This is a genomic window from Pseudooceanicola batsensis HTCC2597, assembly GCF_000152725.1.
Lineage (GTDB): Bacteria > Pseudomonadota > Alphaproteobacteria > Rhodobacterales > Rhodobacteraceae > Pseudooceanicola > Pseudooceanicola batsensis.
Map to the genome: position 1 here is coordinate 137,406 of NZ_AAMO01000008.1, position 22,188 is coordinate 159,593.

General features: G+C 66.4%; 21 protein-coding genes. 12 read left to right on the forward strand and 9 right to left on the reverse strand.

Going from position 1 to position 22,188, the window contains the following annotated elements; all coding sequences use genetic code 11:
* Window positions 1–34: 34 nt before the first annotated feature.
* Together OB2597_RS01955 and OB2597_RS01960 are read right to left on the reverse strand one after the other, a co-directional pair.
* Window positions 35–916, reverse strand: coding sequence for an NAD(P)-dependent oxidoreductase (locus OB2597_RS01955; RefSeq protein WP_009803828.1), 882 nt, complete (start codon window positions 914–916; stop codon window positions 35–37).
* A gap of 40 nt (window positions 917–956) precedes the next feature.
* On the reverse strand, window positions 957–2,444 hold the full coding sequence (locus tag OB2597_RS01960; RefSeq protein ID WP_040608927.1) for an aldehyde dehydrogenase family protein: 1,488 nt from the start codon (window positions 2,442–2,444) through the stop codon (window positions 957–959).
* A gap of 359 nt (window positions 2,445–2,803) precedes the next feature.
* Here OB2597_RS01960 and OB2597_RS01965 point away from each other — a divergent pair, with 359 nt between their 5' ends.
* The 10 genes from OB2597_RS01965 to pepT all read left to right on the forward strand — a co-directional run bounded on the left by OB2597_RS01965 (window position 2,804) and on the right by pepT (window position 13,853).
* A complete protein-coding gene (locus OB2597_RS01965) occupies window positions 2,804–3,553 on the forward strand; it encodes an ABC transporter ATP-binding protein (protein ID WP_040608929.1) in 750 nt (249 codons plus the stop codon).
* A complete protein-coding gene (locus OB2597_RS01970; RefSeq protein ID WP_238529694.1) occupies window positions 3,546–4,292 on the forward strand; it encodes an ABC transporter ATP-binding protein in 747 nt (248 codons plus the stop codon). The genes OB2597_RS01965 and OB2597_RS01970 overlap by 8 nt, the downstream gene beginning before the upstream one ends.
* Window positions 4,293–4,342: 50 nt before the next feature.
* Entirely contained in the window at window positions 4,343–5,542 is a 1,200-nt protein-coding gene (locus OB2597_RS01975) for an ABC transporter substrate-binding protein (protein WP_009803832.1), read from the forward strand.
* A 63-nt stretch (window positions 5,543–5,605) separates the two neighbouring features.
* Entirely contained in the window at window positions 5,606–6,493 is an 888-nt protein-coding gene (locus OB2597_RS01980) for a branched-chain amino acid ABC transporter permease (RefSeq protein WP_009803833.1), read from the forward strand.
* Entirely contained in the window at window positions 6,493–7,476 is a 984-nt protein-coding gene (locus tag OB2597_RS01985; RefSeq protein ID WP_009803834.1) for a branched-chain amino acid ABC transporter permease, read from the forward strand. The genes OB2597_RS01980 and OB2597_RS01985 overlap by 1 nt, the downstream gene beginning before the upstream one ends.
* A 330-nt stretch (window positions 7,477–7,806) precedes the next feature.
* The gene (locus OB2597_RS01990) at window positions 7,807–9,258 is read left to right on the forward strand and encodes a sensor histidine kinase (RefSeq protein ID WP_009803835.1); all 1,452 of its coding nucleotides are present in this window, start codon (window positions 7,807–7,809) and stop codon (window positions 9,256–9,258) included.
* Window positions 9,259–9,260: 2 nt separating this feature from the next.
* Window positions 9,261–9,635, forward strand: a complete 375-nt coding sequence (locus OB2597_RS01995) for a response regulator (RefSeq protein ID WP_050759180.1) — start codon at window positions 9,261–9,263, stop codon at window positions 9,633–9,635.
* Window positions 9,636–9,729: 94 nt separating this feature from the next.
* Window positions 9,730–11,013, forward strand: coding sequence for an NAD(P)/FAD-dependent oxidoreductase (locus tag OB2597_RS02000; RefSeq protein ID WP_009803837.1), 1,284 nt, complete (start codon window positions 9,730–9,732; stop codon window positions 11,011–11,013).
* Between the two features lie 71 nt (window positions 11,014–11,084).
* Window positions 11,085–12,605 (forward strand): L-piperidine-6-carboxylate dehydrogenase, encoded by a 1,521-nt coding sequence (amaB, locus tag OB2597_RS02005; RefSeq protein WP_009803838.1) that lies wholly within the window; start codon window positions 11,085–11,087, stop codon window positions 12,603–12,605.
* Between the two features lie 9 nt (window positions 12,606–12,614).
* Window positions 12,615–13,853, forward strand: coding sequence for a peptidase T (gene pepT, locus OB2597_RS02010; protein ID WP_009803839.1), 1,239 nt, complete (start codon window positions 12,615–12,617; stop codon window positions 13,851–13,853).
* 111 nt (window positions 13,854–13,964) lie between these two features.
* Here pepT and OB2597_RS02015 read toward each other — a convergent pair whose 3' ends face one another.
* Complete coding sequence (locus tag OB2597_RS02015) at window positions 13,965–15,080, reverse strand: substrate-binding domain-containing protein (protein WP_009803840.1); 1,116 nt, start codon at window positions 15,078–15,080, stop codon at window positions 13,965–13,967.
* Window positions 15,081–15,175: 95 nt separating this feature from the next.
* Here OB2597_RS02015 and OB2597_RS02020 point away from each other — a divergent pair, with 95 nt between their 5' ends.
* Window positions 15,176–15,598: a MarR family winged helix-turn-helix transcriptional regulator gene (locus tag OB2597_RS02020; protein ID WP_009803841.1), complete on the forward strand. Its 423-nt coding sequence runs from the start codon at window positions 15,176–15,178 to the stop codon at window positions 15,596–15,598.
* Window positions 15,599–15,795: 197 nt separating this feature from the next.
* On the opposite strand, the gene OB2597_RS02025 is transcribed toward OB2597_RS02020, so the two are convergent.
* The 6 genes from OB2597_RS02025 to OB2597_RS02050 all read right to left on the reverse strand — a co-directional run bounded on the left by OB2597_RS02025 (window position 15,796) and on the right by OB2597_RS02050 (window position 21,111).
* On the reverse strand, window positions 15,796–16,974 hold the full coding sequence (locus tag OB2597_RS02025) for a CaiB/BaiF CoA transferase family protein (RefSeq protein WP_009803842.1): 1,179 nt from the start codon (window positions 16,972–16,974) through the stop codon (window positions 15,796–15,798).
* Window positions 16,967–17,152, reverse strand: a complete 186-nt coding sequence (locus OB2597_RS02030) for a hypothetical protein (RefSeq protein WP_009803843.1) — start codon at window positions 17,150–17,152, stop codon at window positions 16,967–16,969. Before OB2597_RS02030 ends, OB2597_RS02025 begins: the two co-directional genes overlap by 8 nt.
* Window positions 17,145–19,076, reverse strand: coding sequence for a TRAP transporter permease (locus OB2597_RS02035; RefSeq protein WP_009803844.1), 1,932 nt, complete (start codon window positions 19,074–19,076; stop codon window positions 17,145–17,147). The genes OB2597_RS02030 and OB2597_RS02035 overlap by 8 nt, the downstream gene beginning before the upstream one ends.
* Window positions 19,077–19,117: 41 nt before the next feature.
* A complete protein-coding gene (locus OB2597_RS02040) occupies window positions 19,118–20,101 on the reverse strand; it encodes a TAXI family TRAP transporter solute-binding subunit (RefSeq protein ID WP_009803845.1) in 984 nt (327 codons plus the stop codon).
* A 62-nt stretch (window positions 20,102–20,163) separates the two neighbouring features.
* Window positions 20,164–20,619, reverse strand: a complete 456-nt coding sequence (locus OB2597_RS02045; RefSeq protein ID WP_009803846.1) for a MaoC family dehydratase — start codon at window positions 20,617–20,619, stop codon at window positions 20,164–20,166.
* A gap of 12 nt (window positions 20,620–20,631) precedes the next feature.
* Complete coding sequence (locus tag OB2597_RS02050) at window positions 20,632–21,111, reverse strand: MaoC family dehydratase (protein ID WP_009803847.1); 480 nt, start codon at window positions 21,109–21,111, stop codon at window positions 20,632–20,634.
* A gap of 165 nt (window positions 21,112–21,276) precedes the next feature.
* Between OB2597_RS02050 and OB2597_RS02055 the strand changes: the two genes are divergently transcribed.
* Window positions 21,277–22,062: an IclR family transcriptional regulator domain-containing protein gene (locus OB2597_RS02055; RefSeq protein WP_009803848.1), complete on the forward strand. Its 786-nt coding sequence runs from the start codon at window positions 21,277–21,279 to the stop codon at window positions 22,060–22,062.
* The last annotated feature ends 126 nt before the right edge of the window (window positions 22,063–22,188 follow it).

A 22,188-nucleotide genomic window follows, 5' to 3' on the forward strand; every position in this document is an offset into this window, starting at 1 on the left:
CGGACCTGTCCGCGCGGCATCACGGGCGCGGCGGTCAGCCTTCGGGATCGCGCCGGAACAGGCTGACCAGTTCCGGAACATAGGCATCGCCGCGCCCGGCCTCGACCGGCTGTGCCAGCGCTGCATGGACGCCGTCGGCGATGGTCGTTCGGGCGCCGGCGGCCTCGGACATCACCCGGTAATAGCCGATGTCCTTCTGCGCGTTCGACACGAAGAAGGGCAGCCCCTCGCGGTCGCCCTGGGTGATGTAGGGCGCCAGCCGGTCCAGCGCCGCGCTGGCGCCGCCGCCACCGGCCAGCACGTCGACGAAGACCTGCGGATCGACGTCCGCGTCGGCGGCCTGCGCCGCGGCTTCGGCGAGAAGGGTCATGAACCCGACCGAGACATAGTTGTGCAGCAGCTTGAGCCGGTGCCCGTGGCCGAGCGCGCCGACGTGGTCCACCCGTTCGGTGAAGGAGGCCAGCACGGGCCGGACCCTGTCGAGCACCTCGGCCGCGCCGCCCGCGAGCAGGTTGAGCGTGCCCTCATGCGCATGTTTCGCGGTGCGCGTCATCGGCGCGTCGATATAGTCGCCGCCCGCCGCACGCACCGCATCGGCCATGCGCAGGGTCGTCTCGGGCAGGGAGGTGGAACAGTCCACCACTACCGCGCCGGCCCGGAGCGCCGTGGCCAGCCCGCCTTCGCCTGCGACGATGGCCTCGACCTGGGGCGAGCCGGTGACGCAGAGGATCACGACGTCCGACACCGCCGCGACCTCGGCCGGGGTGGCGCAGGGCGTGCCGCCCAGGTCGCGGATCTCGTCGGTCGGCTGATTGCCCGGGTGGTCCAGGAAACTGAGGCCGAATCCGCCTCGCGACAGAACGTTGCGCGCGATGCCGTGGCCCATGAGGCCGACGCCGATGATGCCGACATGCATGATGATCTCTCCTGTCCTGGTGCCGTGGCGCGATCCGGTCTCAGTCCGCGTTGATCCAGATCGCCTTGGTGTCGAGGTATTCTTCCATGTGCTCGGTCCCGCCTTCGCGGCCGTAGCCCGACATCTTCATGCCGCCGAAGGGAACCGCCGGGTCGATGGCGTGGTACATGTTCACCCAGACCGAGCCGGCCCTGAGCCGGTGCGCCAGCTTGTGCGCGGTGCCCAGGTGGGTCGAGAAGACGCCGGCCGCCAGCCCGTAGGGCGTCGCGTTGGCCCGCGCGACGACCTCGTCGAGCGTGTCGAAGGGCATGGCCGAGATCACGGGCCCGAAGATCTCCTCGCGCGCGACGCTCATCCCGTCGGTGACGCCGCCCAGAACCGTCGGCTGGAAGAAATGCCCGCCCTCGAGCCCCGCGCCGGTCGCCCGGCCGCCGCCGGTCAGCACCTGCGCGCCCTCTTCGGGGCCGGAGGCGAGGAAGCCGGCGATCCGGTCCGCCTGACGGGCCGAAATGATCGGCCCGATGTCCGTGCCGGTGTCGATGCCGTGCCCGATCCTGAGCGATGCGGCGTATTCGGCCACCCGCCGGGTGAATTCGTCATGGATCTCGCGCGCGACGAAGAGCCGCGAGCCGGCGATGCAAATCTGGCCGGAGTTGGCGAAGACCGCCATCGCGGCGACCGGGACCGCCTTTTCGATATCCGCGTCGCGGCAGACGATCACCGGGCTCTTGCCGCCCAGTTCGAGTGAAACCCGCTTGAGTGTGCCGGTCGCGGCGCGGGCGATGGCCTGGCCGGTGGCGGTCGAGCCCGTAAAGACGATCTTGTCCACGTCCGGGTGTTCCGCCAGCGCCGCGCCCGCCTCGGCGCCAAGGCCCGTGACGACGTTCAGCACCCCCTCGGGCAGCCCCGCCTCCTGCATCAGGCGGGCGATCATCAGCACGGTGAGCGACGCCTCCTCGGAGGGTTTGAGCACGACGGTGCAGCCCGTGGCGATGGCCGGCGCGATCTTCCAGACCGATCCGGCGATCGGGGCGTTCCAGGGGATGATGGCCCCCACCACGCCCACGGGTTCCCGCACCGTCTGCGAATAGATCTCGCCCGGGAAGGAATTGGGAATGGTCGCGCCGTGGATGGCGACGGCCTGCCCGGCGTAGAACCGCAGCATCCCCAGCACCCGGCGGCTGTTGGCCAGAGTGCGCTGTATCGGCATCCCCATGTCGAGCGTGTCGGAGAGGCAGAGATCTTCCCACTCGGCCTCGAACCGCTCCGCGATGCGCAGCAGCAGGGCCTGCCGCTCGAACGGGGTCCATTTCGACCAGGACCCCTCGAAGGCACGGCGCGCGGCAGAGACGGCCGCGTCGACATCGGCGGCGCCTCCGCGCGGCACCGTGGCCAGCAGGCTGCCGTCGGCCGGATTGCGCGCCTCGATCACCTCGCCCGACCGGGCCTCGCACCATTGGCCGCCGATGAACATCCGGCGAAATCCGCCGTCGTAAAGAGCCTCGGCCTCAGCGTTCCAGTCCTTCATGTCGCCGTTCCCTTGCGTGATCTGCCTTTGCGTCGGACCGGTGGCCATTCGGGTGTCGGCGCGTGACGACCGGTCGCGCGGTCTGTCTACACCCGCGGCTTCGCGGAACGCCAGTCCATTGCGCCCCCCTCGCGGCCGCCGCGGGATCGGTCGGCATGATCCGCGACGGCGCACGATTCAGAACCATTGGACAACCGCGTCGGGTGCGTTAAGTCTGTGAGGGACCGACGCGAGTTGACAACAAAAATGCCGGCGCCTACCGTCCGGCCAACATACTCGTGAGTATTTCTTTTGGCCCTGGGAGGAGGTCGAAACGTGACATCAGAATTGCGCGGACGAACCATGCCTTGGCGATCGGCATGAGTGCTATGCTGCAGGCCTCCGGCCTGACGAAAGAGTTCAAGGGGTTCGTGGCGGTCAACAACGTCGACCTCACCGTCGAACGTGGCACGATCCATGCGCTGATCGGGCCCAACGGTGCGGGCAAGACGACCTGTTTCAACCTGCTGACCAAGTTCCTTCAGCCGACGCGGGGCACGATCACCTATGACGGGCGCGACATCACGTCCCTGTCCGCCGCGGACATCGCGCGGCTCGGGCTGGTGCGGTCGTTCCAGATCTCGGCGGTGTTCGACGATCTGACCGTGCTGGAAAACGTGCGGATCGCGATGCAGCGCCGGCGCGGCGATTCGTACGATTTCTGGCGCTCGGAGGTCCTGCTGGCCCAGTACGACGACGAGGCGCGCGGCTATGTGGAAAGCGTCGGGCTCGGCGACTTCCTGAACCACCGCGCGGCCGAACTCTCCTACGGCCGCAAGCGCGCCCTCGAGATCGCGACGACGCTGGCACTTGAGCCGGACATGCTGCTGCTGGACGAGCCGATGGCGGGCATGGCGCAGGCGGACGTGGATCGCATCTCGGCCCTGATCAAGCGGATCAGTGAAGGTCGGACGATCCTGATGGTGGAACACAACCTGTCGGTCGTCGCGAACCTCTCGGACCGGATCACGGTGCTGGCCCGCGGCGAGGTTCTGGCCGAGGGGGACTACGACACTGTGTCGAAATCGCCGGAGGTGATCGACGCCTATATCGGAGCCGGTCATGACTGACGCGACGACCATGGAAACGCGGACCGAAACCGGAACGCGGGACGCGCTTCTCGAAGTCAGCGGATTGGAGGGCTGGTACGGCGAAAGCCACGTCCTGCATGGTGTGGATTTCCACGTGAAGCAGGGCGAGGTCGTGACCCTGCTGGGCCGCAACGGCGCCGGCAAGACCACGACGATCAAGGCGATCATGGGCCTGCTCGACAAGCGGCGCGGGTCGGTCAAACTGGGCGGACGGGAAACCATTTCGCTGCAGGCGCGCCACATCGCCCGGATGGGAATCGCGATCTGCCCCGAAGAGCGCGGCATCTTCTCGTCGCTCTCGGTCGAAGAGAACCTGCACCTGCCGCCGAAGCTGGCCGAGGACGGGCTGTCCACCGACCGTATCTTCGAGCTGTTCCCCAACCTCAAGGAACGTCGCCGCAGCCAGGGGACCAAGCTGTCGGGCGGCGAACAGCAGATGCTGGCCATCGCCCGCATCCTGCGCACCGGGTCGAAGTTCCTGCTGCTCGACGAACCGACCGAGGGCCTCGCCCCGGTCATCGTGCAGCAGATCGGCCGCACGATCTCGGCCCTCAAGGAAGAGGGGTTCACCATCGTGCTGGTCGAGCAGAATTTCCGCTTCGCGGCCTCGGTCGCGGACCGGCACTACGTGGTCGAGCAGGGACGGGTCGTGGACATGATCCCCAACCACGCGCTCGACGCGAATATCGAGAAGCTTCACGCCTATCTGGGTGTGTGACAAAGGAAACCGGCGCGGATGAACTGCGTCCTACTGGGAGGAGAAGACACATGATCAAGAGAACGGCACTGATGACGGTGGCGGCCACGGCGCTTGCAGCGGCCCCGGCCCTCGCCACGGACGTGAAACTGGGCGTGCTGAACGACCAGTCCGGCGTCTACGCGGACCTGTCTGGCGAAGGCTCGGTGGTCGCTGCCCGCATGGCGGTCGAGGATTTCGACGCCGAGAGCAAGGGCATCAACGTCGAGATCATCTCGGCCGACCACCAGAACAAGCCCGACATCGCCTCGAACATCGCGCGGCAATGGTACGACCAGGACGGCGTCGACGTGATCCTCGACGTGCCGACCTCGTCCACGGCGCTGGCCGTGGCGGACGTGACCGCGGAATTCGACAAGATCTTCATCAACTCGGGGGCCGCGACCTCGGACCTGACGCGGGGGAATTGCCAGCCGACCACGATCCACTGGACCTACGACACCGCGTCGCTGGCCAACGGCACCGGCAAGGCCGTGACCGATGCGGGCGGCGACACCTGGTTCTTCCTGACCGCCGACTATGCCTTCGGCCATGCTCTGGAACGTGACACCACGGCAGTTGTCGAAGCCAACGGCGGCGAGGTCCTGGGATCGGTCGCGCATCCATTCCCGGGCACCGACTTCTCGTCCTTCCTGCTCCAGGCCCAGGCCTCGGGGGCCAAGGTGATCGGCCTGGCGAATGCCGGCGCGGACACCGTGAACTCGATCAAGCAGGCGGCGGAATTCGGCATCGTGCAAGCGGGCCAGAAGCTGGCGGGTCTGCTGCTCTTCATCAACAACGTGCACTCGCTCGGGGCCGAGACGGCGCAGGGCCTGCAGATGACGACGGCGTTCTATTGGGACATGAACGACGAGACCCGCGAATTCAGCGAACGCTTCCAGGCCGAGATCGGGGCGCCGCCGTCGATGGTGCAGGCAGGCGTCTATGCCGGCACGCTGCATTACCTGAAGGCGGTCGAGGCCGTCGGCAGCAACGATTCCTCCGCCATCGTCGCCAAGATGAAGGAGATGGAGACGGACGATCCGCTCTTCGGCAAGGGCTACATCCGCAAGGACGGCCGCGTGATCCACGACATGTACCTGATGGAGGTGAAGTCGCCGGATGAATCCACCGGCGAATGGGACCTGCTGAAGCAGGTGTCGACCATCTCGGGTGAAGACGCCTTCCTGCCGATGGAAGAGGGTGGCTGCGAATTCGCGCTGGCCGACTGATCCGACACGGGGGACGCGGCGGGCTGACCGTCGCGTCCCGACCAATTCTTTCCGGGGACAGACATGTTCGAACTTCTGGGCGTACCGCCGCAGGTCCTGATGGGGCAGTTGCTGATCGGGCTGATCAACGGCTCGTTCTATGCCGTGCTCTCGCTCGGCCTGGCCGTGATCTTCGGACTGCTCAACATCATCAACTTCACCCACGGGGCCCAGTACATGATGGGCGCCTTCGTCGCCTGGATGCTGCTGAACTATCTCGGCATCGGCTACTGGCCCGCGCTCGTCCTCTCGCCGCTCGTGGTGGGGGCCATCGGGATCGTGCTGGAACGAACGATGATCTCGCGCCTCTACAAGCTCGACCACCTGTACGGGCTGCTTCTGACATTCGGGCTGGCGCTGATCATCCAGGGGCTGTTCCGCAACTACTACGGGGTCAGCGGCCTGCCCTACGCCATCCCGCCCGCGCTGCAGGGTGGTCAGAACCTCGGGTTCATGTTCCTGCCGAACTATCGCGGCTGGGTGATCGTCGCCTCTGTCATCGTCTGCTTCGGGACGTGGTTCATGATCGAGAAGACGCGCCTCGGCGCCTATCTCCGGGCCGCCACCGAAAACCCCGAGCTGGTCGGCGCCTTCGGCATCAACGTGCCGCGGATGATCACGCTGACCTACGGTTTCGGTGTCGGCCTAGCCGCCTTTGCCGGTGTGCTCGCCGCGCCGATCTATTCGGTCAACCCGAACATGGGGGCCGATCTCATCATCGTCGTCTTCGCTGTCGTGGTGATCGGCGGCATGGGCTCGATCATGGGGGCGATCCTGACCGGGTTCGGCCTCGGGATCGTCGAGGGGCTGACCCGCGTCTTCTATCCCGAGGGCTCTGCCGTCGTCATCTTCGTGATCATGGCCATCGTGCTGATGATCAAGCCTGAAGGCCTGTTTGGAAGTTCCACCTGATGTCCACCACCGAGAACACCACCAAGGCCGCGCTTCCCGCCATGACGCATACGGTAGGCATGCCGCGGCATCAGAAAATCATCTTCGTCGTGCTGCTGGCGGTGCTGATCGCGCTGCCCTTCATGGTCTATCCCGTCTTTGCCATGAAGGTGCTGTGCTTCGCGCTCTTCGCCTGCGCCTTCAACCTTCTGCTGGGGTTCGGCGGGCTGCTGAGCTTTGGCCATGCCGCCTATTTCGGCATGGCGAGCTATGTCTGCGCCCATGCCGCCAAGGTCTGGGGCCTCACCCCGGAACTGGCCATCCTGACCGGCACCGCCACCGCCGCGGTGCTGGGGCTGGTGATCGGATCCCTCGCCATCCGGCGGCAGGGCATCTATTTCGCGATGGTCACGCTCGCCTTTGCCCAGATGGTCTATTTCTTCGCCCTCCAGGCCGAGTTCACCGGAGGCGAAGACGGTATCCAGTCGGTGCCGCGCAACGATCTCTTCGGGCTGTTGCCGATGAAGGACGATCTGACCTTCTACTTCTTCGTGCTCGCCATCACCTATGGCGGCATCCTGTTCATCTACCGGATCACCCATTCCCCCTTCGGTCAGGTGCTGAAGTCGATCCGCGAGAACGAGCCGCGGGCCGTGTCCCTGGGCTACCACGTCAACCGGTACAAGCTGATGGTCTTCGTCCTGTCGGCCACCTTCGCCGGGCTGGCCGGTGCCACCAAGAGCCAGGTGTTCCACCTCGCGTCGCTGACCGACGTGCACTGGACGATGTCGGGCGAAGTGGTGCTGATGACCCTGCTGGGCGGCATGGGGACCGTCCTCGGGCCCATCGTGGGCGCCGCGATCGTCGTGACGATGCAGAACTACCTCGCCTACCTCGGAGCGTGGGTCACGGTCATCCAGGGCTGCATCTTCGTCATCGGCGTGCTGCTGTTCCGCGAAGGGATCATCGGCGTCCTGTCCCGGATCCTGAAAAAGCCGCTCTGAAAGCGCGCGCCGCAGCGCCGGACCGCACGGGAAGGCATCCGGCCGCCAGAGGGCCGGGTCGCCCGTCCCGCGCTTTTGCTGCGAACGGGTCCCAGGCTGGTGCAAGATCCGCTTGCGCCGAAAGAGGCGCTTGCAAAGCGGATTTTTCTCCGAGGAATGCCACTACGCGCTTGCCATACTCTATTTTAACTCCATGTTCTGCGGAGAAGAATTGGTCGGCCCGACCGGCGCCGGCGTTCCGGGATGCGAGACATCGCAGAGACGGGTTCAGGGGCCATTTGCCCGATTTAGAGGACCTGGTGCGGGATTAGCTGCGCAGGAGAGATTGATATGGTTGACACCTCCGAAACTCTAGAAGCCTGGCAGTTGCGCGACGCGGTCTTCGAGGCCGCGCCGCATTGCTATCTGGTCCTGAACGCGGAGTTGACCATCATCGACGTGAACCAGCAGTATCTGGATCTGACGCGGACACGGCGCGAGGACCTGGTCGATGTCCCGATGTTCGACGCCTTCCCGGACAATCCCGCGGACCCGACGGCGGATGGGGTGCGCAACCTGCGACTGTCGCTCGAAACGGCGCGCGCCACCGGTCGGCCGCATGCGATGGCGGTGCAGAAGTACGACATCCCGCTCCGGGGGCCCGAGGGCGGATTCGAGGAACGCTATTGGAAGCCCCTGAACACCCCGGTCCTGCGCGAGGGCGAGGTCGTGGCGCTGATCCACCACGTCATCGACGTCACCGAAGAAACGATCTTCCGGCGGGATCAGGCGATCCGCCTGCGATCCGCGCAGCGGCTCGACGACCTCGCGTTCTGGGAATACGACCCGCGCACCGAGACCACCGTCGTCTCGCGCGCCTTCGCCACCATGCTCGGCCTGCCGGAGCGTGAAGGAACAATGCCCGCGCGGGAATGTTTCACCCGGATCGACGCCGACGACCGCGCGGATGTTCAGGGGGTCTTCGACCAGGTCATGGACGCGCCCGACCACACGACCATTGCCTTCACGCACCGTCTCGTTCTGCCGGACGGCAAGGCGCGGTGGCTCTCTTCGCACGGGGAACTCGTCCGGGACCACCGGAACGCCCTGCCCCGTTTCGTGGTGGTGAGCATGGACATAACCGGATCCAAGCAGCGAGAGGAGAAGCTTGCCGAAGCGCTGGACGAGCGAGACGGCCTGCTCGCCCAGAAAGAGGCTCTTCTTGCCGAGGTGAACCATCGCATCAAGAACAGCCTTCAGCTCGTGTCCAGCATCCTCAACACCGACGCGCACAGGTCCGGCGAAGGAGAGGTCCGCGAACGGCTCGAGCGGGCGGCGGCGCGGGTGCAGGCGGTGACTTCGGTGCACGAGATGCTCTACCGGTCGAACGAGGTTACGACCGTCTCCTTCGGAGAGTATCTCCACAGGTTGTGCGCCAACCTCGCCTCTGGGGACGCCGGCACCGCCGGATTGGACATACTCTGCGAGCCGACCGAGGTGAAATTGCCGGCCGACAAGGCGATCCCGCTCGCTCTGATCGTGAACGAATTGACGACGAACGCCGTCAAACACGGTCTCGCGGGTGCCTCGGCCGGGGTCATCAAGGTCGCGACCCGTCTCGAAGATGACGAACTGGTGCTCGAAGTGACCGACAACGGAACAGGAAAGGTAGAAGGCGCTCAAAGGGGGATGGGAACCCGCATCATCGACGGGCTTGTCAAACAGCTCGCCGCCTCCATGAGCACGGGTCCGGCCGAACCGGGGTATCGGGTGGTCATCCGGGTGCCGCTGAAAACGAAATGAATTTGCGCGTTCTCATCGTGGAAGACGAGTTCTTGATTGCGCTCGATCTTCAGGATCAGGTCGAGGCCCTGGGCCACACCGTGACCGGCGTCGCGCGCGACGTCGAGAGTTGCAAGAGAGCGGCGCAGGAGCAACCGCCCGACATCGCGCTGATGGACCTGCGCCTGGCGGACGGCACGTCCGGTATCGATGCGTCCCGCTGGCTCTACGACGTTCAGAACGTCCGGTGCATCTTCATCAGCGGCAATCTGGATGACGAAACGCGCAAGGTCCTGGCCGCGGTCGAGCCGCACGCCTTCCTGGGCAAGCCGATCCTGCAGCACCAGCTCGCGCAGGAGCTGGCGAAGTGTGTCAGCGAATTCCGTGTCAGCGACTGAGACGCGCTGATCCGGACGGCGTCCCGAACCTGCAAGACGCTGATTGCAGCTTGGCCTCTGGCGGAGGCCGGCGGACTGCGGCTAGCATCCGGACATGATGAGCGACGGCACGAACAAGGCGATCTCGGGCAATCTCTGGCAGGCGACGGCGGGGCAGCTTTCCGAGGCGCACGTGGATGGCCTGGCGGGCCGTTACGATCTCGCCGTGATCGGCGCCGGCTATACCGGATTGTCCACCGCTCTCCACGCCGCACAGCAGGGGGCGTCGGTCGTCGTGATCGAGGCCGAAAGCATCGGGCACGGCGGATCGGGTCGGAATGTGGGTCTGGTCAACGCCGGGCTATGGCTGCCGCCGGGCGACGTGGCGGCGCGCCTCGGAGAGGCTGCCGCCGAGCGTCTGTCCGGCAAGCTGGCGGAGGGGCCGTCGCTGGTCTTCAACCTGATCGAGACGCATCAGATCCGGTGCGAGGCTGTTCGCAACGGCACGCTGCACTGCGCGCATTCGCCGGGCGCGATGCGCGAACTCGACCGGCGGCACGGGCAACTGACGCGAACAGGCGCGCCGGTCGTCCTGCTGGACGCGGCCGAGGCGCGGCGCCGGGTCGGGTCCGACAAAGTGCACGGCGCGCTCTTCGATCCACGCGCCGGCACGATCCAGCCGCTGGCCTATGCGCGCGGCCTGGCCCGTGCGGCGCGGGCGGCGGGGGCGGTCATCCTCGAAGGCGTGCGGGTGCGGGACGCCCAGCATGACGGAGAAGCCTGGCGCCTGATGGCGGGCCGGCGGGAAATCCTGGCCGACGCATTGATCGAGGCGACGAATGCCTATGGCGGGGACCGGGGTCGTTTTGCCCCGCTGCATTTCTTCCAGATGGCCACCGATCCGCTGCCGGAGGCGAAAGGCCGCGGGATCCTCCCCGGCGGAGAGGGCTGCTGGGATACCGCGCTGGTCATGTCGGCCTTTCGCCGGGACCGCGACGGGCGGGTGATCGTCGGCGGAATCGGCAGCCTCGACCATGGCGCGGCCGCTGTCCACCGGGCCTGGGCGCGGCGCAAGCTGGGCGCGCTTTTCCCCGAGCTGGCGGGCACGCCGCTCACCCATGGCTGGAGCGGGACGATCGCCAGCACGGCGGATCATCTGCCGCGCATCCGGCGGCTCGGGCCGCGCGGATACGCCGCCTTCGGCTATTCCGGGCGCGGCATCGGGACCGGAACAGTCTTCGGCCGCGACCTTGCCCGCGCCGCCCTGACCGGCTGCGAGGAGGACCTGCCGCTCGAACCGGTCGAGGGGCAGGCGGAAAGGTTCGGGCCGGCCCGGGGCCTCTGGTACGAAAGCGGCGCGCTGGTCGCCCACGCCCTCGGTCTCGTCACGGGTCGTTAGGGCAATCTGGACCTCGGATGCCCCCCGGCATTAGGGTGCGGCCAAACCACGACAGACAGAAGAGGTCCGACATGACGCGACAGAGCCTGAGCGAGATCACCCGTACCACCATGTCCGCCTGCGGCTCGGGGGTGGCGCTCGACCATGACGGGGGCATGGAGATCGTCTCGCCCGTCGACGGCAGTGTCGTGGCGCGCCTCGCCACCGATGACGCGGACACGACCGGGGCCGCCATCGACAGGGCCTCGGCCGCGTTCCGCGCGTGGCGGATGGTGCCGGCCCCGCGTCGGGGCGAACTCGTCCGGCTCTTCGGCGAGGAACTGCGCAAGTCGAAGGAGGACCTGGGCCGCATGGTTTCGATCGAGGCGGGCAAAAGCCCGTCCGAGGGACAGGGCGAGGTGCAGGAGATGATCGACATCTGCGATTTTGCCGTCGGTCTGTCGCGCCAACTCTACGGCCTGACCATCGCGACGGAGCGGCCGGGCCACCGGATGATGGAAACCTGGCATCCCCTCGGCGTGGTGGGGATCATCACCGCCTTCAACTTTCCCTGCGCGCCCTGGTGCTGGAACTCGGCCCTCGCGCTGGTCTGCGGCGATCCGGTCGTCTGGAAACCGTCGGAAAAGACCCCGCTGACGGCACTGGCCTGCCAGGCTGTCCTGGACCGGGCCATCGCACGGTTCGGCGACGAGGCGCCCGAGGGGCTGAGCCAGGTGCTGGTCGGCGGACCGGAGGTCGGCACCGCGCTGGTCGAAAGCGAGAAGGTCGCGCTGATCTCGGCCACGGGATCGACCCGGATGGGGCGGATCGTCGGTCCGAAGGTGGCAGAGAGGTTCGGCAAGTGCATCCTCGAACTCGGCGGGAACAACGCCGGGATCGTCTGCCCCTCGGCCGATCTGGACATGGCGCTGCGGGCGATCGCCTTCGGCGCCATGGGCACCGCCGGACAGCGCTGCACGACGATGCGACGGCTCTTCGTGCACGAGGACATCTACGACCAGATCGTGCCGGCCCTGAAAAAGGCCTACGGCTCGGTCACCATCGGCAATCCCCTGGAAACCGACGCGCTGGTCGGACCGCTGATCGACGGCGCGGCCTTCGAGGGGATGACCGCCGCACTGGACGAGGCGCGATCGCTTGGCGGCACCGTGCACGGCGGCGGGCGCGAAGACGTCGGGGCCGAGGCCGCCTACTACGTGCGGCCCGCGCTGGTCGAAATGCCCAGCCACGAGGGGCCGGTCCTGCGCGAGACCTTCGCGCCGATCCTCTACGTGATGAAATACAGCGATTTCGACCGGGTCCTCGAGGATCACAACGCCGTCGGCGGCGGCCTCTCCTCCTCGGTCTTCACCACCGACCTGCGCGAGATGGAGACCTTCCTCTCCGCGCGCGGCTCGGACTGCGGGATCGCCAACGTGAACATCGGCACCTCGGGCGCCGAGATCGGCGGCGCGTTCGGCGGCGAGAAGGAGACCGGCGGCGGGCGCGAAAGCGGCTCGGACGCCTGGCGCGCCTACATGCGGCGGTCGACCAACACGATCAACTATTCGCGCGAACTGCCGCTGGCGCAGGGCGTCGTCTTCGACATCTGAGAGGCCCTCATGAACCACGATCCGGAACTCGAGGAGCGGCTGGTCCGCTACTGCGCCGTCGACACCCAGAGCAATGCCGACAGCCCGACCGCGCCCTCGACGGCCATCCAGTACGACCTGCTGCGGATGCTCGAGCAGGAGCTGACCCACATGGGCGTGCAGGATGTGGAGCTGACCGATTACGGCGTCGTGCTGGCGACGATCCCCGGCACCGCGCCCGGTCCGACCATCGGCCTGCTCGCCCATGTGGACACGGCCCCGCAGTTCAACGCGACGGGCGTCAAGCCGCGGGTCATCAGGGGCTACAACGGCGGCGACATCACCTATCCCGACGACCCCGAGCTGGTGCTCTCGCCCGAAAACAGTCCCTATCTCATGGAAAAGCTGGGGCACGACATCGTCACGGCCTCGGGTCTCACTCTGCTCGGCGCCGATGACAAGGCCGGCGTGGCGATCATCATGACCGCCGCGGCGCACCTGCTCGCAAATCCATCGATCCCGCACGGGCCGGTCCGCGTGGCCTTCACCCCGGACGAAGAGATCGGGCGCGGCGTCGGCCCCGAGCTGACCCGGGATCTCGCAGCGGATTTCGCCTATACGTTCGACGGCGGACGGGTCGGCGAGATCGAATACGAGAGTTTTTCGGCCGACGGTGCCGAAATCGTCGTGACCGGCGTTTCGATCCACCCGGGCTTTGCCAAGGGCAAGCTGGTCAACGCCGCGCATCTGGCGTCGCGCATCGTTTCGATGCTGCCGCAGTCGGCCATGGTCCCTGAACTGACCGAGGGGCGCGAGGGGTTCATCCACGTCACCGACATGGAGGGCGGTTCCTCGGAGATGCGGATCAAGCTGATTCTGCGCGACTTCGAACTCGACGGGCTGGAGGAAAAGGGCGAGATCGTGCGCAAGGTTTGCGATGCGGTGCAGGCGTCCGAGCCGCGGGCGCGCATCCGCTGTCACATCGCGCCGCAATACCGCAACATGCGCTATTGGCTGGAAAAGGACATGACGCCGGTCGACCTGGTGCGCGATGCTGCGGTTTCCCTCGGGCTCGAGCCGGTCTCGGTCCCGATCCGCGGCGGCACCGACGGATCGCGCCTGACCGAATTCGGCGTGCCGACCCCGAACCTCTTCACCGGAATGCAGAACATCCACGGCCCCCTCGAATGGGTTTCGGTGCAGGACATGGCCATGGCGACCCGGCTGTGCGTGGCGCTTCTGGAGAAGGCGGCGTCGGATCGGGCGTGACCGGACCCGGGCCATGGCGACTTGGCGCAGTTCGGAAGCGGCGCGTCAACGGAAGGACGGACAACTCGCCGCGGCGACCGGCGCGGCACAGGCCTGTCGTTTCTGGCGTTCTTACAAAGGCTTGAAGTCGCTGAACCGCAACCCGTCCGCCCGCGCAAGGTATACGGACGGGCGTTCGGCGCCGGGCCGGTGCGACGTGCGGCGCCCGCTGGCATAACGCACCGCGGGCGCGTTCCCCGTCGAGCACGTCCGCCAGAGGTCCCCGTGATCCAGCAGCATCGCCGCCAGGTAGTGCATTCCCTCGTAAGTCGACTGGCCCAGGGCGTTGAGCGTCGGCGCAAAGTCACCATGCAGCGCGTGATAACGCTCCTTGAAGGCGGCGTTGCATTCGGTCGCGAGCCCGCCGAAATACGACGACACGGCGAACAGCCGCTCCAGGTTGCCCGCCCCGCAGGCCATCAGCCCGTTCTCTTCCATCGCGCAGGACAGCCGGACGATCTTGCGGTGCAGTTCCATCCGGCCGAACATCCGGTTGAAGTTGACCGCATCCTGACCGACCAGAGACACCAGCACCGTATCCGCACCGGAAGCATCCAGCTCTTCGAGCACGGTTTTCATGCAGGGAAGACCGAAGGGCAGATACCTCTCCATCACGACGTCGACGTCATAGGACTTGAGATAGCTCTTGGCATAGGAATGCGACGCGCGCGGCCAGACATAGTCGTTGCCGATCAACGCCCATTTGCGGGGCGAATGCGTCTTCTGAAGGCGGGCGATGGCGGGGCCCAGCTGTTCCTGCGGCGTCTCGCCGATGGCGAACAGGCCCGCGGTGGTCTCGCCCCCTTCGTAGAGAGGGGTGTAGATATAGGGGACGCGCTGGCGGACCACCTTGGACAGGCGCTGCCGGATCGCGCTGATATGCATTCCGACAATCGCGTCAATGGCCCCCAGTTCGATCAGGTCGTTGACGATCTCCTCGATCGGCTCCGCCGCTTCGAACGCCGCGTCGATCATGATCAGCTGAACGGGGCGCCCGTCGATGCCGTTCGCACGGTTGAGCTCCTCGACAGCCACCTGCGCGCTCGAGATGCAGGAGGGGCCCCAGATGCCGGCCGAGCCGCACATCGGGATCAGCAGCGCGACCCGGAAGGCGTCGGTTCTCGGGCGCAGACCGCCACTGCGGAAATCCGCAAGTTCCAGAGGCATGGCGATGACGTTCGCCGACAAGTCCAGTCCTTCCCCGAGGTCGCTTATTGCCGACATTGCAATTGAAATTACTTTCCAAGTCAAATAAATTGAACATGTCGAGACCGGAACGATCAATGTCTGCACAGCAAAAGCACTTTGAACAGCACCTGTCCTACGCCCTGGCCGCGGCGCATCGGACGGTCAGCAACTCGCTGTCCGAACGCCTGAAGAAGCATGGCATGAAGATCGAGGCCTGGCGCGTCATGGAATGCCTCGACGCCGGCGACCGCCTGACCATGGGCCAGCTGGCGGAACAGGCGCTGGTGAATCCCTCGACCCTCAGCAAGCTGGTGGACCGGATGGTCCTCGACGGTCTGGTGCACCGCAAGGTCGCCGAAGGCGATCACCGGCAGGTCAACCTGCTGCTGACCTCGCTCGGCCGGGCGCGGATGATCCGGATCCGGCAAGAGGTCGACGAACAGGACCAGACGCTGACAAGCCTGCTGGACGCCGATTCCCTGCGACAGCTGCGCGACGTTCTCTCGAAACTCTGCTGAAATCGCGTCTCTGCAATGCCGGCGCCCCTGCCCGGTCCTCCGCGGTGTGCGACGGGTCGTGCGCCCTTAGGAGCGTCTCGGGCAGGAAACTGCACGCCCCGCTGCGGGGCTTTTGCGATCATCGGCACGACCTCCGCCGGCAGGGCGAACGGCTGCATCCGAGGACCGGCGTCACATCCGGCGGACAGGCGGGCGCCCTACCCCGCCGCCTCCGGGGCCGCCACGGCGCCTTCTCCGATCAGCCGGGCGATGTCGCTTTCGGTCAGGCCGGCATCTTTCAGGACGTCGGTGCTGTGCTGGCCCACCTCCGGACTTGCCGCCGACAGGCGCGGGGCGCCGGGCACGGCGGGCACCGGCACCTGCCCCACGACGGGATGATCGAGCCATTCGAAAGAGCCGACCGCCGAAACATGCGGGTCCGCGAAGTAATCCGCATAGCTGTTCACGACCGAGTTCATGACATCGGCCTCGGACAGCCTCACGGCCCAATCGCGCGAATCCCGTTTCGCGAACGCCTCGATCAGAAGCGCGTTCAGCTCGTTCTCATGCTCGAGCCGGTCGACGGCGGTGCGGAACCGCGCCTGACCCGGCAGGTCATCGAGGCCCAGCACCCCGCAGAGCGTCGCAAAATGGTCGTCGCGCATCGTGGTGATGTTGATCTGCCCGTCGCGTGTCGGAAAGGCACCGACCGGAGCATACAGGTTGCCCGTCTCGCCCTTCTGAAGGTGGTATTCGATCATCTTCGGGGTCTGGAAGGCGGCCGCGGACTGCATCAGGCTGCAATCGATCCACCGGCCCCGGCCGAAGCGCAGCCTGGCCACCATCGCCATGGCGACGGCGTTGCAACCGTAGAGCCCCGTCATCACGTCCATCGCCACCATGCGCGCCCGCTGCGGCACGCCCTCCGAACTCGCGTTCATCGTCATCCAGCCGGAAAAGGCCTGTATGACGGCGTCGGTGACAGGACGGTCCACATAGGGCCCCTGCTGTCCGAAACCGGAGATCGACAGGTAGATCAGTTCGGGATTGTCGCGGGAAAGGTCCTCCCACGACAGGCCGAACCGGCCCATGACCCCGGGTCGGAAGGCTTCGGCCACGATGTCGGCCGTGCTGGCGAGGTCCCGAACCGCCGCCCGCGCCTCCGGGTTCTTGAGATTTATGGCCAGGCTCTTCTTGCCGCGGTTGAAGGCGATGGAATGCGCCGTGTGACCGTCGTACATGCGACCCAGCGTCCGGCCCCAATCTCCGGCCAGTGGCTCGACCTTGATCACCTCGGCGCCGTGCATCGCCATCAGCTGCGTGGCATGCGGACCCGCGACCCCGGCCGTGAAGTCGAGGACGCGCATCCCCGAGAAGGCACCTTCCATGTCAGTCATCGGTCTCACCTCCGTTGCGCCGCGTCAGCCGCAACCATGCCACCGCCCCGACGCTGAAGACCGCGACGAAGCCGAGATAGGGCAGGAAATGGCGAAAGTGCAGGCCCAGCCAGGCCGGCACCACGACGATCGCCAGCACGACCAGAAAGCTCGCCCAGTCCAGAACGAATCTACGCACCGACCCTCTCCTTTCCCCCTGCCCCGCCGCGCACCCGCAGCCAGAGCGCGGCCAGTATCACGGCCGCCACCGTCATGCTCTGCCATGTCGGCACGATGAAGAGAAGCGCGGTTCCGCCCAGCAGCACACGTTCCCAGGCCGCCAGTATACGGCGGAAGAACCCCTGCACCGCCGCCGCCAGGCAGACGATGCCGATGGCCGCCGTCGTGCTGTCGAGGAGGATCCTGTACCACGACCCCTCGAGCAGCAGGCTCGGCGTGTAGATGAACATGAAGGGGATCATGAAGGATGCGATACCCACCTTCACCGCCTCGATCCCCGTCGACCACGGATTCGACCCGGCGATCCCCGCCGCCGCGTAGGTCGTCAACGCCACCGGCGGCGTCACGCCCGAGAGGCAGCCGAAATAGAAGATGAAGAGGTTCGCCGCCATGACCGGCGCCCCCATCGAGGTGATCGAGGGCGCGACCAGCGCGGCCAGCGTGATGTAGACGATGGTCGTCGTCATCCCCATCCCCAGGATCACGCAGACGATCGCCGTGATGATCAGCGCCAGCGCCAGCTTGCCGTCCGCCAGCAGCGTCACGGCGCCCGAGACGCGACCGGCCAGCCCCGACAGGTCCATCGACCCGATGATGATCCCCGCCGCCGCGCAGGCCATGACGATCGGGATCGTCGCCCGGATCCCCGTCTCCAGCCCGGCGCAGAGGTCGCGGGGCGCAAGCCGCGTCTCGGCCCGGAACAGGGTCACGATCACCGTCAGCACGAGCGCGGTCGCCCCCGCGATCATCGGCGTGAACCCGAACAGCAGGAACCCCACGATGGCCCCGAAGGCGAAGAGGATGGGCCAGCCCCGGCGCAGGGTGATCCAGGCGCTCGGCAGGTCCTTGCGCGGCACCCCCGTCAGCCCGACCCGCTTCGCCTGGAAGTGGATCATCGCCAGGATCGAGATGTAGTAGAGCAGCGCCGGGATGGCCGCCGCCAGCACCACGTCGCGATAGCTCGATCCGGGAATGTACATCGGGATGATGAAGGCCGCGGCACCCATCACCGGCGGCACGATCTGCCCCCCGTTCGAGGCCATCGCCTCGACCGAGGCGGCGAAGCGCGGATTGAAGCCCGAGCTCTTCATCAGCGGGATGGTAAACGACCCGGTGGTGACGACATTCGCCGTCGTGCTGCCCGACAAGGTGCCGTAGAGCCCCGAGGCGAGCGAGGCCGCCTTGGCCGCGCCGCCCGACATCCAGCCGGTCGCGGCATAGGCCAGGTCGGTAAAGAAGGTCCCCGCCCCCGACCGCACCAGAACCGCGCCGTACATCATGAAGATCACGATGAACGAGGACGAGACCGCGATCGGCACCCCCAGCATCCCGTCGAGGTCCACCGTCAGATACCCGATCAGCGACGAGAACCGCGTCGGCGCGGCCAGGAAGATCGACGGGAAGTGATCCGAATAGAGCGCATGGAACATGAAGAGCGCGGGCAGGATCACGAGGGCAAGGCCCACGGTCCGCCGCACCGCCTCGAGCACGAGGAGCACGAGGATCGTCCCGCTGATCACATCGCCGCGTTCCGGAAAGCTCGACCGCGAGGCAAGCGCATCCACGTCCTGCATCCGGTAGAGGAAAACCCCGACCGCGCAGGTGATCAGCGCCATGTCGATCACCGTGGTCCAGCGCAGCGGCTCCCGCCATCCCGACCGGCCGAGCGGGTAGAACAGGAAGGCCAGGACGAGGAACAGGGTGATATGGGTCGTGCGGTGGCGGAACGCCTCCGCCGTGCCGAAGAGCCCGCCCAGAAGGTGATACATCGCGGTTCCGAGGGAAACCGCGATGATCAGGGCGACCAGCCAGGTCGGGACGGGCAGCGCCTGTCCCGACGCGAAGGCATCGGTCGCGGTATCCTTGTCTTGTCTGTCCGCCACGTGCGCGGTTCCCTATGCCAAGGCCGGGGGCTGCGGGCGCATCAGAATGCGCCCTGCTCCTCCAGGTATTGCTGCGCGCCGGGATGGAACGGAATGACCCCGTCCTTCAGCCCGGTCGTGGCATGATCCACCGACAGCGACGGATCCGCACCCATGAATTTCTTCAGGTCCGCATCCTCGTAGAGGATCTTGGTCAGTTCGTAGACCACGGCATCGGGCACGTCCTTGTTCACAAGGAAGATCGACCACATGGTCGGCACCGGGAAGCCGCCCGCGCTGCCCTCGTAGGGATCGGTCGGATAGGTCATCTCGACATAGGCACCCGCCGGGGTCAGCGTCGGCAGGATCCGGTCGACCTCGTCCTGGGTATAGGGCACGATCCGGATGCCGGGCTGCTCGTTCAGCTTCAGCAGAAGCGGGCTGGGCGCCGAGGCATAGTACATGAACGCATCGAGCCGCCGGTCGGCCATCATGTTGGTGACGTCGCCGAAGCCGAGGTACTGCATCTGCCCGCCGTTCTCGGCCAGGCTGTCCTCGTTGATGCCGAACTGCTCGAGGATCTGCATGGCGATCGCGGCCGTGGACCACTCGCGCTTGCCGGGGCTCACGACCTTGCCCTGCAGGTCCTCCATCGACTCGATCCCGGCGCCTTCGCGGGCGACGGCGTGCAGATAGGCGGGATAGAAGGTGCCGACCACGCGCGCGTCCTGCCATTCCCGGTCAAAGCTGCCCTCGCCGTTCCAGGCCTGGATCGAGGTGGGCGAGAAACTGAAACCCATCTGGGCATCGCCCGAGCTGACCAGCTTGTGGTTCACGTTCGACCCGCCCGGCACGTGGCTGACCGCCATCTCGGGAAAGGCCTTGCCCAGCTTGTCCGCCAGCTGTGTGCCGAAGGTGTGCCATAGCCCCCCCGGCGAGGTGGATACGATCTTGAAGAATTTCGGCACGTCCTGCGCCATGCCCATGGCGGGCAGCGCCGCCATGGCCAGGGCCAGCGCCCCGCGTCTGGTGAACTTGGCAATCATTTGTCTTTCCTCCCTTTGGTTGATCCTTCCCCCGGCCGGCCGGACCGCGATCCGACCGCTCCTCAGCCGGGGATCGTGTCCCGGAATTCGGCCAGCGCCTGGCCGGTGGCGACGGGCTCGCCGTCCTGGTTCTTCACCACGACGTCGAACTGGACCCAATGCCCGCTGTCCGTGGGGTTCTTGCGGCTGACCGTCGCCTCGGGCGTGATCGTGTCGCCCAGCTTGACCGGCTTGATCCAGCGGGTCTCCAGCCGCCGGTGATAGCCGCCGCGCGGCACCAGCCAGTCGGTCAGCGTCCGCGTGATCAGCGCGAAATTCTGCATCCCGTGCATGATGACGCCGCCGAAGTGGGTGCCGCCGAAATCGTTCTTCTCCATCCAGTCCGGATCGAAATGCAGCGGGTTGTAGTCCAGCGAGGCGTCGCCGAAATCCTGGATCGTGTCGGTCGTGACCGTGAACGGCCGCCCCTCGACGATGTCGCCGGGCTGAACCTTGTCGAAGTTTTCCTGTGCGCTCATGGTACTTCCTCCTCAGACCGGCCGGATCGTCTGGCCGCGGCCGGTGCAGACGACCTGCCCGTGCTGGTTGGTGAACAGGTTCTCGTGAACGGCGAACAGCCGGTCCTTCTTGATGAACTTGTCCAGCGCGGTGCCGCGCATCTCGATCGTGTCGCCGGGCCGGATCGGTACGTTGTAGTACCAGTTCTGGCCCGCGTTGATCGTGCCGGGCGACCGCATCCAGTCCTTCGAGGTGGTGCAGGCGAACATCAGCAGGATGTGGATCGACGGCGGCGCCACGATGCCGCCGTAGGGCGTGGACTTCGCATAGTCCTCGTCGAAGTAGAGCGGATTGTCCTCGCCGACCTTGCGCGCGTAATCCTGGATGATCTGCTTGGTCAGCGTCACGGGCCGCGTCTCGCGCAGCTCGCCCGGAACGATCATGTCCCAGGTCGCCCGGTCGGTGACTTCCTTCCAGAAGTCGGTTTCGAAATCTTCGCCCATCACGTTCATGCGCGACTGTCCTCCCTTGCAGAAAAGTTTGCTATGCGAACAAAGGATGCTGCATTCAAACAAGTTGGATTGACGGTGAGGTCTGGATGCGTCACCCGTCAACACGTGGAAACCGGGCGACGGCCCATTTCGCTGCGTTTGTTTGAATAGGAAACAGGAGGTCCGATGTCCGGGACCGAGCCCTCGAACACCTACGCCCAGACCTTCGCACGCGGTCTCGCGGTCATCACCAGCTTCGACGAAGGCTCCCGCGTGCTGACCCTGACCGACGTGGCCGCCCGGACCGGCGTCACCCGCTCCACCGCGCGCCGGCTGCTGCACACGCTGGTGACGCTGGGGTATGCGGCGACCGACGGAAAGCACTTTTCGCTGACCCCGAAGATCCTGGACCTGGGCTATGCCTACCTCGCCTCGTCCGAGATCTGGCGTTTTGCCGAGGCCGACATCCAGGCCCTGGCCGCCCGGGTCGGTGAAAGCTCGTCGATCTCGGTGCTGGACGGGCATGACATCGTCTATGTCCTGCGGGTGCAGACGCAACGGATCCTCAAGAATTCGCTCAACGTGGGAAGCCGCGTGCCGGCCCATGCGATCTCCATGGGTCGCATTCAGCTTGCCATGCTGCCGGACCGCGAGCTGCGGCAATACCTCGACACGGTCCGTCTCGAGCCGTTCACCCCCTGGACGATCACCGAACCCGACCGCCTGCGCACCGCCCTCCTCCGCGACCGAAAGCAGGGGTGGTCGATGGTCTACCGCGAATTGGAAGAGGGAATCGCCGGTCTCGCCGTGCCGATCTGCGCGGCGAACGGGCGGGTGATCGCGGCAGCGAACGTGTCGCTTGCACCCGTGCGATTGAAACAGCCCGGACGGCAGGACGACCTGATCGCCGCGCTCAAGGAGACTGCGGACACGATTCAGCGTCGGTTGATCGAGGGGCAGGTTCCCGTGTGACTTTGCGGATCCCTTCGCGACGACACCGCTGACTACCTGCGGCCCGAGGTCCTGTCCGCTCGACCTTGGCTAGGCCCGATCGGTGTAGGGGCGCGGCACAGAGCGCATGGCTTTTCGCATCACCCC

Excerpts from the sequence above, each read along its gene's own strand:
- OB2597_RS01955 (WP_009803828.1), bottom strand. The coding sequence starts at position 916 with ATGCATGTCGGCATCATCGGCGTCGGCCTCATGGGCCACGGCATCGCG.
- OB2597_RS01960 (WP_040608927.1), bottom strand. The coding sequence starts at position 2,444 with ATGAAGGACTGGAACGCTGAGGCCGAGGCTCTTTACGACGGCGGATTT.
- OB2597_RS01965 (WP_040608929.1), top strand. The coding sequence starts at position 2,804 with ATGAGTGCTATGCTGCAGGCCTCCGGCCTGACGAAAGAGTTCAAGGGG.
- OB2597_RS01970 (WP_238529694.1), top strand. The coding sequence starts at position 3,546 with ATGACTGACGCGACGACCATGGAAACGCGGACCGAAACCGGAACGCGG.
- OB2597_RS01975 (WP_009803832.1), top strand. The coding sequence starts at position 4,343 with ATGATCAAGAGAACGGCACTGATGACGGTGGCGGCCACGGCGCTTGCA.
- OB2597_RS01980 (WP_009803833.1), top strand. The coding sequence starts at position 5,606 with ATGTTCGAACTTCTGGGCGTACCGCCGCAGGTCCTGATGGGGCAGTTG.
- OB2597_RS01985 (WP_009803834.1), top strand. The coding sequence starts at position 6,493 with ATGTCCACCACCGAGAACACCACCAAGGCCGCGCTTCCCGCCATGACG.
- OB2597_RS01990 (WP_009803835.1), top strand. The coding sequence starts at position 7,807 with ATGGTTGACACCTCCGAAACTCTAGAAGCCTGGCAGTTGCGCGACGCG.
- OB2597_RS02000 (WP_009803837.1), top strand. The coding sequence starts at position 9,730 with ATGATGAGCGACGGCACGAACAAGGCGATCTCGGGCAATCTCTGGCAG.
- amaB (WP_009803838.1), top strand. The coding sequence starts at position 11,085 with ATGACGCGACAGAGCCTGAGCGAGATCACCCGTACCACCATGTCCGCC.
- pepT (WP_009803839.1), top strand. The coding sequence starts at position 12,615 with ATGAACCACGATCCGGAACTCGAGGAGCGGCTGGTCCGCTACTGCGCC.
- OB2597_RS02020 (WP_009803841.1), top strand. The coding sequence starts at position 15,176 with ATGTCTGCACAGCAAAAGCACTTTGAACAGCACCTGTCCTACGCCCTG.
- OB2597_RS02025 (WP_009803842.1), bottom strand. The coding sequence starts at position 16,974 with ATGACTGACATGGAAGGTGCCTTCTCGGGGATGCGCGTCCTCGACTTC.
- OB2597_RS02040 (WP_009803845.1), bottom strand. The coding sequence starts at position 20,101 with ATGATTGCCAAGTTCACCAGACGCGGGGCGCTGGCCCTGGCCATGGCG.
- OB2597_RS02045 (WP_009803846.1), bottom strand. The coding sequence starts at position 20,619 with ATGAGCGCACAGGAAAACTTCGACAAGGTTCAGCCCGGCGACATCGTC.
- OB2597_RS02050 (WP_009803847.1), bottom strand. The coding sequence starts at position 21,111 with ATGAACGTGATGGGCGAAGATTTCGAAACCGACTTCTGGAAGGAAGTC.
- OB2597_RS02055 (WP_009803848.1), top strand. The coding sequence starts at position 21,277 with ATGTCCGGGACCGAGCCCTCGAACACCTACGCCCAGACCTTCGCACGC.